General features: G+C 44.9%; 12 protein-coding genes. 9 read left to right on the forward strand and 3 right to left on the reverse strand.

Features of this window, described 5'->3' with window-relative positions; genetic code table 11:
* Positions 1 to 478 precede the first annotated feature (478 nt).
* The 7 genes from mlaF (at position 479) to murA (ending at position 5186) form a co-directional block, all read left to right on the forward strand.
* Entirely contained in the window at positions 479 to 1279 is an 801-nt protein-coding gene (mlaF, locus tag QVA83_RS03450; protein ID WP_014948349.1) for a phospholipid ABC transporter ATP-binding protein MlaF, read from the forward strand.
* Positions 1276 to 2052, forward strand: coding sequence for a lipid asymmetry maintenance ABC transporter permease subunit MlaE (gene mlaE, locus QVA83_RS03455; protein ID WP_014948350.1), 777 nt, complete (start codon positions 1276 to 1278; stop codon positions 2050 to 2052). The genes mlaF and mlaE overlap by 4 nt, the downstream gene beginning before the upstream one ends.
* Before the next feature lie 9 nt (positions 2053 to 2061).
* The gene (mlaD, locus tag QVA83_RS03460) at positions 2062 to 2535 is read left to right on the forward strand and encodes an outer membrane lipid asymmetry maintenance protein MlaD (protein WP_014948351.1); all 474 of its coding nucleotides are present in this window, start codon (positions 2062 to 2064) and stop codon (positions 2533 to 2535) included.
* A 118-nt stretch (positions 2536 to 2653) separates the two neighbouring features.
* A complete protein-coding gene (locus QVA83_RS03465) occupies positions 2654 to 3319 on the forward strand; it encodes an MlaC/ttg2D family ABC transporter substrate-binding protein (RefSeq protein ID WP_014948352.1) in 666 nt (221 codons plus the stop codon).
* Positions 3316 to 3624: an STAS domain-containing protein gene (locus QVA83_RS03470; protein ID WP_014978399.1), complete on the forward strand. Its 309-nt coding sequence runs from the start codon at positions 3316 to 3318 to the stop codon at positions 3622 to 3624. The genes QVA83_RS03465 and QVA83_RS03470 overlap by 4 nt, the downstream gene beginning before the upstream one ends.
* Positions 3625 to 3653: 29 nt before the next feature.
* Positions 3654 to 3911, forward strand: coding sequence for a BolA family protein (locus tag QVA83_RS03475; protein ID WP_012517351.1), 258 nt, complete (start codon positions 3654 to 3656; stop codon positions 3909 to 3911).
* Positions 3912 to 3923: 12 nt separating this feature from the next.
* The gene (murA, locus tag QVA83_RS03480) at positions 3924 to 5186 is read left to right on the forward strand and encodes a UDP-N-acetylglucosamine 1-carboxyvinyltransferase (RefSeq protein ID WP_014948355.1); all 1263 of its coding nucleotides are present in this window, start codon (positions 3924 to 3926) and stop codon (positions 5184 to 5186) included.
* A gap of 144 nt (positions 5187 to 5330) precedes the next feature.
* Here the strand turns inward: murA and QVA83_RS03485 are convergent, their stop codons facing one another.
* The 3 genes from QVA83_RS03485 to QVA83_RS03495 all read right to left on the reverse strand — a co-directional run bounded on the left by QVA83_RS03485 (position 5331) and on the right by QVA83_RS03495 (position 8705).
* On the reverse strand, positions 5331 to 6401 hold the full coding sequence (locus QVA83_RS03485; protein WP_014948356.1) for a trypsin-like peptidase domain-containing protein: 1071 nt from the start codon (positions 6399 to 6401) through the stop codon (positions 5331 to 5333).
* Positions 6402 to 6820: 419 nt separating this feature from the next.
* Positions 6821 to 8182: a DegQ family serine endoprotease gene (locus QVA83_RS03490; protein ID WP_014948357.1), complete on the reverse strand. Its 1362-nt coding sequence runs from the start codon at positions 8180 to 8182 to the stop codon at positions 6821 to 6823.
* A gap of 88 nt (positions 8183 to 8270) precedes the next feature.
* Positions 8271 to 8705: a ZapG family protein gene (locus QVA83_RS03495; protein WP_014948358.1), complete on the reverse strand. Its 435-nt coding sequence runs from the start codon at positions 8703 to 8705 to the stop codon at positions 8271 to 8273.
* Between the two features lie 255 nt (positions 8706 to 8960).
* On the opposite strand from QVA83_RS03495, the gene zapE reads away from it, so the two are divergent.
* Both zapE and QVA83_RS03505 read left to right on the forward strand, forming a co-directional pair.
* Complete coding sequence (gene zapE, locus QVA83_RS03500; protein WP_156077934.1) at positions 8961 to 10058, forward strand: cell division protein ZapE; 1098 nt, start codon at positions 8961 to 8963, stop codon at positions 10056 to 10058.
* A gap of 330 nt (positions 10059 to 10388) precedes the next feature.
* A complete protein-coding gene (locus tag QVA83_RS03505) occupies positions 10389 to 11111 on the forward strand; it encodes a YebC/PmpR family DNA-binding transcriptional regulator (protein WP_014948360.1) in 723 nt (240 codons plus the stop codon).
* The last annotated feature ends 337 nt before the right edge of the window (positions 11112 to 11448 follow it).

An 11448-nucleotide genomic window follows, 5' to 3' on the forward strand; every position in this document is an offset into this window, starting at 1 on the left:
TGCCAGACCTTCCCGAAGGGCGAGTTTAAAATGTCCGTACTCTTTGTTGTGTCACCTTGATGTAGAACCACTATACCTGCGGTAACACGCCGCGATTACGAACATTTTAACTCTCGCTGCGTGGGTAATAATCTATACGGACTGGTATATATTCGTCTTAATCGAACATAACTTGTAACTTTTCGACTTTGGCGAGGGGCTTGAAAAAGCGTACAATGCCCTTAAATTACACCGCCCAGACAAGGTGTTCTATACCGTGTCTGGCGATAGAAATTCAAAAAAGTACACTGGAGAGTAAACTTTTTTGATTTTATGCGCTCATAAAGTAAACTGTGCAGTAAACCTTAAGAGTGGATCAAGTGAAGGCACAGAAATTGAATACTCACATACTCTTATAATTTTAAAATTTTCTAAGTGGATTGAACGCGTTATTTTATAAGCTCTCAATCCAACGTCAGGGGTCGACATTTAAGTAACTATGGATCATTTAGTTGAAGTAGATAACCTTACCTTTAAGCGCGCTGATCGCATCATTTATGATGGGATATCGCTAAAGGTACCCAAAGGCAAAATTACTGCGGTAATGGGGCCAAGTGGTATAGGTAAAACCACGCTGCTGCGCCTTATTGGCGGGCAGTTAACACCAGATGAAGGTGACGTTAGATTCGACGGCGATTCGATTGTTTCTATGTCGAGAAAAACGCTATATGAGACACGTCGTAGAATGAGCATGCTTTTTCAAAGTGGTGCGCTTTTTACCGATATGAGTGTGTTCGATAACGTGGCGTTTCCACTTCGCGAACATACAAAACTTTCTGAAGACGTTATTGCGACAATTGTCGCTTTAAAGCTACAGGCAGTAGGATTGCGCGGTGCAGCTCAATTAATGCCTAGTGAATTGTCTGGTGGTATGGCGCGCAGGGCTGCTTTGGCAAGGGCAATTGCACTAGATCCAGATTTAATCATGTACGACGAACCCTTTGCCGGACAAGATCCTATATCAATGGGTGTGCTGGTTAAGCTTATTCGTGAATTAAACGACGCACTTAATCTAACCAGTATTGTGGTGACTCACGATGTCACTGAAGTACTGACCATTGCCGATTATATTTATATCTTAGCTGACAAGCGGGTTATCGGTGAAGGAACGGCGCAGCAAATCAAAGAAAGTGACTCTGAATTAGTCCAGCAGTTCTTGAAAGGAAAAGCAGATGGTCCGGTACCATTTCATTATCCTGCACCTGATTTGAAAGCAAGCTTCTTGGGGGCAGATAAATGAAGTTCTTCCAATCAATAGGCGCTAAAACGATAGGGAAGGTCACTGCGGTTGGTCGAGCAGCTCTTATGTTGTTTGGTGCATTAATCGCTGTTCCTAGGCTTAAAAATGTACCGTTGGTGATTAAGCAATTGTATGTAGTGGGCGTTCAGTCGCTGCTAATTATTATGGTGTCGGGGTTATTCATCGGCATGGTAATGGCGCTACAAGGCTACACCATTTTGGTTGATTATGGCGCAGAAGGTAGCTTAGGCCCCATGGTCGCACTTTCATTGTTAAGAGAGCTTGGTCCGGTAGTTACCGCATTGCTTTTTGCTGGGCGAGCTGGCTCAGCCTTAACAGCTGAAATAGGCTTAATGAAAGCCACTGAGCAGCTGAGTAGTTTAGAGATGATGGCGGTAGACCCGCTACGACGTATTGTCGCACCGCGTTTTTGGGCAGGAATGTTAGCGATGCCTATGCTTGCCATTATTTTCAGTGCCATTGGTATTTTAGGCGGCCACTTAGTGGGTGTTGATTGGTTAGGCGTTGATGCAGGCAGCTACTGGTCAATTATGCAATCAACAGTAGATTGGAACCAGGATGTCATAAACGGCGTAATAAAAAGCCTCGTGTTTGCCTTGGTTGTGACGTGGATTGCCATATTTAAAGGTTACGATTCTATTCCAACATCGGAAGGGATCAGCAAAGCGACTACCGAAACGGTGGTCTATTCATCATTAGCAGTATTAGGGCTGGACTTCGTGCTAACCGCCCTTATGTTTGGTATCGAGTAGGGGATCGGAATGAGTAAGTATAAAACGGAAGTAATGGTTGGTGTGTTTGTCATGCTTACAATTGGTGCGTTGTTGTTATTGGCACTGAAAGTAGCAAACCAAACGGTAGCCACCGAAGGCGATACCTACACGTTATACGCAAAATTCGACAATATTGGCGGCTTAAAGCCGAGATCGGCAGTAAAGGTTGGTGGGGTAACGGTTGGTCGTGTGTCATCGATTACGCTAGACCAAGAAGATTTTACGCCAGTGGTTGAGCTGTCAATTTTAAATGAATACAACGGCTTTCCAGAAACCAGCTCTGTGTCTATTTTGACCTCGGGTTTGCTAGGCGAACAGTATGTTGGCTTCCAACCTGGCTTCTCTTTCGACGGTGTCGCTAATTTACAGAATGGCGATTACCTTCAGGATACTAAGTCAGCTTTGGTTCTTGAAGATCTCATTGGTCAGTTCTTATTTAATCGCGGAAGCGACGAAGACTAATCGCAGTATTACGGCCAGACGTATATTACCAGGTCGTTAAATTATTCCAGCGGCGTGATGAAACTTATTAGATTGCCATCAGGTCTGCTAAATAGAGTTTTAAGTTAGGAGAGTAATTTTGAAAAAGTTTATGGTAGCACTTGGCATCTTCATGATGTCTGTAGCGGGCATAGCGAATGCACAAGAAGTTAATGAACAAAACCCGTACGAATTGGTTCAAGACGTAGCAAACCGCACGTTTGAGCGCATCAAAGCGAACCAAGCAGCGATCAAAGCTGATCCTGAAATGCTACGCACTATTATGGAAGAAGAATTAGTACCTCATATCGACTACAAATTCGCTGCTTTTATGGTACTAGGTAAACACTTTAAGTCAGTACCTCAAGAGAAGATGGGCGAGTACATCAGCGTATTTCGTCAATATTTGGTAACAACCTACGCTGTGGCAATGGGCTACTACGACAACCAAGAAGTTATCTTTGAGCCTGAATCATCTTTTGATGATAAAAAATCAGTAACAGTGCGTGCAGTGGTTCAAGATCCAAACCGCCCTGAAATCAAAATTGCTTTTAAAGTTCGTAAAGATAGTAAAACGAACGAGTGGAAAGCCTACGATATGGTTGCTGAAGGCATCAGCATGCTAAACAGCAAGCGTAGCGAATTTGAATCAATCCTTCGTCAAGACGGTATCGATGCAGTTATCGCACTAATGCGCGACAAAATTGGTAAGCCAGTTGAGCTTAAGCAAGGCGAGCCAATCGAAATCGAAGGAGAGGCTGAGTGAGCCTATTCGAGGTAAACGACAAAGGCAATGTAGTGGTTCACGGTCATCTTGACCGTGAAACGCTGTCGAAGAATTTCTGGGATAGTTTGAACGGAAATGAGCGTAGTACCTTGATTAACAATAAAAGATGTCTTGTTGATTTAAGTGATGTTGAGCGCGCAGACAGTGCAGGTTTGGCTTGGCTTATTAATGCCGTTAGGGATGCAAAGCAAAATGGTGTTAGCATGAGCCTATATAAAATGCCTGAGAAGCTACGTAAGCTTGCTAAAATAAGCGACGCAGATAGCTTTTTACCCGTAGAATAAACACCCGTTAGCGAATTAAGAAGTAAGTTATGGAATTGTCTGAAATTGAAAAAATCTTGAAAGATGCGTTAGACCTTCACGAAGTCCATGTAAAGGGCGAAGGTTCGCATTTTAATATTATTGCGGTAAGCGATGCTTTTAATGAAATGAGCCGTGTGAAGCGCCAGCAAGCGGTATATGCGCCTTTGGCTGATAAAATTGCAGACGGCAGCATGCATGCAATTACCATCAAGACGTTTTCAGTAAAAGACTGGGAGCGTGAGCGCCAGTTTAATATTCCTCAATAATAGGCGTAGCACGTGGATAAACTCGTAATTAAAAAGGGCCCTGCGCTCAATGGTACCGTGCGCATCTCTGGCGCTAAAAACGCGGCCTTGCCATTGTTGATGACAAGCTTGCTGACCGACTCTCCTTGTCGTTACACCAACGTTCCTCGTCTTCGTGACATCAATACAACGACGGCACTTTTGCGTGAATTAGGGGTTGAAGTCGCACTACCCGCACCTAACGATATCGTTATCGATGCGAGTACGCTACAAAGCGTTACAGCGTCCTATGAGTTAGTACGTACTATGCGTGCGTCTATCTTGGTACTCGGCCCACTGTTAGCTAAGCAAGGTAAAGCGAATGTCTCTTTGCCCGGAGGCTGTGCTATAGGTGCGCGCCCGGTAAATCTTCATTTAACTGGCCTTGAAAAGATGGGCGCGAAGATTGAAGTAGACGAAGGCTATATTCGAGCCGAAGTCGATGGGCGTCTGAAAGGTGCGCGTATTTTCATGGATATGGTAAGCGTGGGTGCCACTGAAAACCTATTGATGGCAGCGGCGCTGGCTGACGGAACAACCATTCTTGAAAACGCGGCACGCGAGCCCGAAATCGTTGATTTAGCAAACTGTCTTATTCAGATGGGCGCGAAAATTAGCGGTGCAGGAAGCGATAAAATAACCATTGAGGGCGTGGAAACCTTAAACGGTTGCGATTATGCAGTACTGCCTGACCGTATAGAAACCGGTACTTTCTTGGTAGCGGCCGCTGTGACAGGTGGGAAAATACGCTGTACTCATGCGGCGCCAGATACATTAGATGCGGTGCTAGATAAGCTAGAGCAGGCCGGAGCTAAAATCACCACTGGTGATGACTGGATAGAGCTAGATATGGAAGGGCGCAAACCGCAGGCTGTGCGAGTTAAAACCGCACCACACCCAGCATTCCCTACGGATATGCAGGCGCAGTTTGTTACCTTAAACTGTGTTGCCGAAGGCACGGGCGTAATTACAGAAACCATATTTGAAAACCGCTTCATGCACGTGCCAGAGTTACAACGTATGGGCGCAGAAATCGCGTTAGAAGCGAACTCAGCAGTGTCTAAAGGCAGCTCAAGCCTTAAAGGAGCTCCGGTAATGGCTACTGACCTGCGCGCGTCGGCAAGCTTGGTGATAGCTGGGCTCATCGCAGAAGGTGAGACTCACGTGAATCGCATTTATCACTTAGACCGTGGTTATGAAGCCATTGAAGAGAAGCTGGGAGGCTTGGGTGCCATCATTGAAAGAGTGAAAGAATAACTCAAGATTTTGCACTTCTATGAAAGAGCGCCAGATAGCATATCTATCTGGCGCTTTTTTGTGTCTAATATCTATGCAGGCTAGTATTAAATCTTCACGTTCTAAACTTGGGAAGTCGAACTAATCTGCCAGCTCCAACAATACTTATTGACCAGCGCGAAGCTCTGCAACCGTTGCCGTAAGAGTAATTGAACGCCCGTCGCGGCTGAGCTCAATTTCAAGTTCGGTACCGGGCTCGGTTTCGGCAATCATATCCAACGTTTTTGATGCGCTTTCTAAACGTACGCCGTCTATGGCTACTATGATGTCGCCAGGGCGGATACCCGCGATGTCGGCAGGGCTGCCTTTAGCTACTGCTGAAACGTCTATGCCTGGTCGGTTGCGGTTTTCACCGCCAACAAAACCAAGCTGCCCACGAACAACACGTCCATTGCTGATAATTTCATCCATGACTCGCTTAGCTAATTCGTAAGGCACGGCAAAGTTAATGCCGTCTACATTGCGAGCGCGATTATTTGAATCTAGCACCTGGAAGTTGGCGTTAGTGATACCCAGCAAAATACCATTGCTATCTACCAGCGCACCACCAGAATTACCTTGGTTCAAAACTGCGTCGGTTTGAATGAAATCAACATAATTAGATAGACCATTTCGTCCGGCTCTGCTTACTATGCCTTGAGTAATGGTTTGTCCCAAATCGAAAGGATTACCAATCGCCATCACCACATCACCCACATGGGTGTCAGGTTCTGACACCTGAGGAATAATGTGCAGGTTATCAGCGGTGACTTTTAACACGGCAAGGTCGGTCAGTGGGTCGGTGCCCACAATTTGCGCTTCCAAAATACGTCCATCTTGAACCGCTACGTAAATGCTATCTGCATCTGCAACTACGTGGTGACAGGTAAGCAAATAGCCATTTTCTGTCATGATAACGCCAGAACCCAAATTGGTGCGCCCACGAGATTGATTTCTGAATAGGCCTGAACCGTTCTCAATACTGACGCTGTAGATATTGACTACTGCAGGCGCAGAGCGACTTAGAGCAGTAAAATAGCTTTCGCGACTAGCGCTTACTGAGGGGGAGTTAAAGAACCCTTGAGCAAGGCCTTTGCCTTGACGAAGATCGGGTAGGAAAACTAACAGTAATGCAGCAACAGCTACGCCAAGAAATACAGATTTTAGTAAGAAGTTAAAAATTGAGCGGCCAGTCACAAATCACACTTTTTGTTATCTGTCGCACTTAATTAATACGTGCCGTTAACTCAGCACTACTTCACAATCTTAAAGCGCAACATTCTTAAATTATCATCTTACGGCAAAGGATATCACTTTATTTAATAAACTACCGTAATGAAACGCAAATTTTGTGCAACTCAATTTGCACTAGCATGTACTTCAAAACCTTTCATGCTGTTCATACAGCCTTATTTACGTGGACATAGGTGTAGCTCGAGAATGCGGCTTATCAGAGGAGTCCGTAAAGAAGCCCCGTTAGGAAGCTAGGAGCACACTGTTTTCAACGGTTATCATTTGAAAACAAAAACGGCGCTAATAAAGCGCCGTCTTTATGCTAACCCTCAGCTTGGACACTAACGCGTCTGAGCGGAGGATGTAATTGAAGAGCTAAATTGCTACTGTCTGATTACCAAGTAAAGCGTAGAGTTTCCACGTTTTACATTGAGTGCGATAACGCCTTTGGCTTCGTCTAGTGCATTTCTGAACTCTGCAACCGTAGACGTACGTACGCGGTTAACGCCGATTATCACATCATCAGATTGAAGGCCAATTCGCGCCGCAGGCGCACCACGCTCAATATCAGAAACCACTACACCAGCATTACCAGCATCGTCAGTGCCGTTAGACAGGGTTGCACCTTCTAGGGCTGGGTGAATTTGAGCAGCCGTCACTGTCGTGTCTGTAGCGTCATCTAAGACAACATCTACATTCATTTTCTTACCTTTGCGCATTACCGTGAGCTCAACTTCAGCGCCCGCGCCCATACTCGCAATTTTTGCGCGCAGTTCTTGGAAGCTATGAAGTTTACGACCATTAATGGCAGTAATAATATCACCGGCTTGCAGACCACCTTTTTCAGCGGCAGAGTCTGGCTGCACTTCGCTCACGAACGCACCAATGTTCACTTCCGCATTCATGGCTTCGGCAAGGCCCGCGTCAATATCGCTACCTAAAATGCCTAGAAGGCCACGGCGAACTTCACCAAATTCTGCAATTTGATCAATTAGGCTTTTCATCATATTGGCAGGAATAGCAAAACCAATACCGACGTTGCCGCCGTTAGGACCAAAAATAGCGGTGTTGATACCAACCAGTTCACCGTGAAGGTTAACTAACGCACCGCCTGAGTTACCGCGGTTAATTGCTGCGTCGGTCTGAATAAAGTCTTCATAACCGCCAATGTTCAGGCCAGAGCGACCCAGAGCGCTTACAATACCAGAGGTAACCGTTTGAGAAAGACCAAACGGATTACCAATAGCTACTACAAAGTCGCCTACGCGCAGCGCGTCAGAATCGGCAAGCGGTAACGCTTTTAAATCATCAGGTTCTATTTTAAGTAGCGCGATATCGCTTTGCTCGTCAGAGCCTAGCTTTTTCGCTTTAAACTCGCGACCGTCAGTTAACTTAACAGTGATTTCATCTGCATTATCAACAACGTGGTTGTTGGTAACAACATAACCTTTATCGGCATCAATGATGACACCAGAACCAAGACCTCGGAAAGGGCGTTCTTGAACCTGCTCTTGCGGGGCGCCGAAGAAGTAGCGAAACATCTCGGGTACACGCTGCGTAGAGGTTTGTGTTCCTTCTACCGCAATGCTCACTACCGCTGGGGTAGCTTCTTCTAGCATAGGGGCTAAAGAGGGAACTTCATCTTTCTTATCAGAAAAGAACGGTAACGCCGCCTGTGTGCTAGCAGTAAAGCCCAATGAACTTACAACAACGGCAGACGCCAATAGACAATGGCGGAAAGACATTTTCATGTTCGCTTACACTCCTTCATGTTATATGCGACATAGCATGGTTTCACTAAAAGAGTCCGAGGTCGTGATAAAGTTCCCGATGTTACTGTTTTTCTGCGGTATTCTTATCAGATCCGCCGACGAACAGCCCAGAACCCGAGTTAGCGAAGTCTCTTGGCTGTGTGTCAGATACACGCTGAACTCTCGATTTGTCAGACCCTTTTAGGTTGTTACGTAAATACGTAGTTGCTTGTTCCCCATAAAAAGGAACTTTGCTGTCATCATCGCTGCCTTGCTCAAGCAGCAATTCATACTCTTCAATTTGTTGCTTTAAGGTTTCGCACTGGCTTTCAATGCTCTCTAAGCTTTGACGAGTTTGATGAATGTGGTGTTGCGCCTGCTGTGCGAGGATCTCTTTAACTTGCTTCTCAGTCTGTGCAGTATTGCCTGCGCCCTGCTTTTGTTGAAAAAAGCGACCTGCGAAAAAGCCAATAATTAACCCAACTACTAACAAAGCAAGAGATACTAACAATTCCATTATATTCTCCGAATCAATCTACATCTTGCAGCCGACCTTTACTTCTACGATCTAAAAGCTGCTTTCGACCATACGCTGAATATAGCAAGGTCGAACCCGAAAAGCGCATACATCGTGACATTTATTCGGTGTATGTCGAATTTCAATGTGAGATTCTACCGTGATTTCCATTAAAATTAAGGTCATAATTGAGAAATTCAAGCAGGTCGGTGCAGCAAGCGCCGCTATTGACTTTTGTACGGAGTGGTTTCGGCGATGACGCCATGGGAAAAATATCAGCTAGATCTTCAGTCGTCTGACTTTCATTACGACGCGGCGCAAGAAAATGCAGTAAAAGAACTTCAACGTTTGTTTGATGAACTTACCCAACCTGAAAAGAAAACGACGTGGCGGGTAAAGTTAAAAGCAGCGTTTGGGAAAGGCCATGCGAAGCCTGGTATCCAGGGCATTTACTTTTACGGTGGTGTTGGGCGAGGCAAAACCTATTTAGTAGATACATTCTACGACTGTTTGCCTTTCGAAAAGAAAATGCGCGTGCATTTTCACCGCTTTATGTACCGTGTGCACGATGAACTAAAGCAGCTTAAAAATGCACAAGACCCGCTAAAGCTGGTAGCGGCTAAGTTAGCAAAAGAAGCGCGGGTAATATGCTTTGACGAGTTTTTCGTGTCTGATATAACCGATGCCATGATTTTAGGCACGTTAATGGAAGAGCTGTTTGGTCACGGTATTGTGCTGGTGGCGACGTCAAACATAGTCCCTGACAATTTGTATAAAAACGGATTGCAGCGTGCGCGGTTCTTACCTGCTATCGATCTACTCAATCAGAATACCCGCGTGGTAAACGTTGATAGCGGTATTGATTATCGTCTTAGAACGTTAGAGCAAGCCGAAATTTATCACTACCCACTTGATGGCGAAGCCACCGAAAACTTGCATAGCTACTTTTCTCAATTAGCTCCGGAAGAAGGCTCTAAAGGCGAAGATATTGAGGTGAACAACCGAAAAATACCGACACTTAGGAACGCTGACGGGGTATTGATGATTGATTTTAAAGCCTTGTGTGGCGGGCCTAGAAGCCAGAGCGACTACATTGAGTTAAGCCGTTGTTATCACTCAGTGCTTTTAGCCAATGTTAGGGAAATGGGACAGCATAATGACGATGTGGCGCGTCGTTTTATTGCGATGGTGGACGAATTTTACGAGCGAAATGTAAAGCTGATCATATCTGCAGAAGTCGCGCTGGAAAGCTTGTACACCGAGGGGCTACTTAATTTTGAGTTCAGGCGCTGTCTTAGCCGCTTAAAGGAAATGCAGTCACACGACTACTTGGCAACCGAGCATTTGCCGTAAGCATAAATATGGGGTCAGAGTACATTTTGACCTCATTAAAAATGTGAAAGCTACCAACCTACACCCTTTCTAGGGGCGTTCACATTGGTATTACACGAAAATTAAGGTAGAATTTCGCCCAAATTTTTTGTGTCGCTTAGCCTACCGTTATTTTGGGCAGTGTTTCGCTTGGCAATTTTTAGCACCGTCGCGTTCGACCATTTATTGAAACGTCGAGTTCGGCAATGCTACCAAGTAAGGCAGAGCGATGCGCCTGATGAACGGTCAGGCAACAGGTAGCCCGATAAAACCCAACGCAGCATTTCAAATTGCGAGAAAGAGAATTTTAAGATGGGAAGAGCATTCGAAGTTCGTAAAAACGCCATGGCAAAAACTGCCGGCCAAAAAACTAAAGTTTATTCTAAATACGGTAAAGAAATTTACGTATGTGCGAAAAATGGTGGTGCCGATCCAGACACCAACCTTTCACTTCGCCGCCTAATGGAAAAGGCGAAGAAAGACCAAGTACCAAGCCACGTTATTGAAAAAGCGATTGATAAAGCCGCTGGTGGCGCTGGCGAAGACTTCCAGCCTATGCGTTATGAAGGTTTTGGCCCAGGTAACTGCATGGTCATTGTTGACTGCTTGTCTGACAATGCAAACCGCACCATCACTGAAGTACGTAACTGCTTTACTAAAACCAACGCGAAACTTGGTGCACAGGGTGCGGTATCGCATATGTTCGATCACCAAGCGGTATTCCAATTTGAAGGTGACGACGAAGACGCCATCTTAGAAGTGCTAATGGAAGCAGACGTAGACGTAACTGATGTTGAAGTTGAAGACGGTAAAGTTACAGTTTACGCGCCACACACTGAATTCTATCAAGTAAAAACAGCACTAACTGAAGCTTACCCAGACATTAGCTTTATTGCAGAAGAAATGAGCTGGATGCCTCAGACTGAAACTGAGATTAGCGAAGAAGACATGCCAATGTTTGAAAAATTCATGGACATGCTAAACGACTGCGACGACGTACAAGACGTTTACCATAACGCAATTACGCCGAACTAATTGTTCACAGTAATTAAGTTGTTTAACGGCTTTAATTAAGTTTTTTATTGGAATTAAGTTGTTTAAAAAGACGTAAAATAAAAAGCTGTAACTCGAGCGTAATAAAAGTTCAATCTAAACCTACGTCCAGAGCCTTATAAAAGTTGTAAGGCTCGTTTTAAATTTTCCGCATAAAAAAATGGTTAGCTTTTAGGATATTGTTCTCTATCACTCTTATTATTCGCAGCGTTAATGTTGTAATACCGTAATTGTAAGAATAGCTGGGTGTCCTAAAACTCTTTATCAATTTGTATGGTTCAGGTTACTAAGTTCTGAGGGATCCCCACGAATTTAGCAT

Origin of the sequence: Alteromonas sp. AO-Serp, from assembly GCF_017849675.1 — a bacterium.
GTDB classification, from domain to species: domain Bacteria; phylum Pseudomonadota; class Gammaproteobacteria; order Enterobacterales; family Alteromonadaceae; genus Alteromonas; species Alteromonas macleodii.

Coding starts and splice junctions, on each gene's coding strand:
- QVA83_RS03505 (WP_014948360.1), top strand. CDS start 10,389: ATGGGAAGAGCATTCGAAGTTCGTAAAAACGCCATGGCAAAAACTGCC.
- QVA83_RS03495 (WP_014948358.1), bottom strand. CDS start 8,705: ATGGAATTGTTAGTATCTCTTGCTTTGTTAGTAGTTGGGTTAATTATT.
- QVA83_RS03475 (WP_012517351.1), top strand. CDS start 3,654: ATGGAATTGTCTGAAATTGAAAAAATCTTGAAAGATGCGTTAGACCTT.
- mlaE (WP_014948350.1), top strand. CDS start 1,276: ATGAAGTTCTTCCAATCAATAGGCGCTAAAACGATAGGGAAGGTCACT.
- mlaF (WP_014948349.1), top strand. CDS start 479: ATGGATCATTTAGTTGAAGTAGATAACCTTACCTTTAAGCGCGCTGAT.
- mlaD (WP_014948351.1), top strand. CDS start 2,062: ATGAGTAAGTATAAAACGGAAGTAATGGTTGGTGTGTTTGTCATGCTT.
- QVA83_RS03490 (WP_014948357.1), bottom strand. CDS start 8,182: ATGTCTTTCCGCCATTGTCTATTGGCGTCTGCCGTTGTTGTAAGTTCA.
- zapE (WP_156077934.1), top strand. CDS start 8,961: ATGACGCCATGGGAAAAATATCAGCTAGATCTTCAGTCGTCTGACTTT.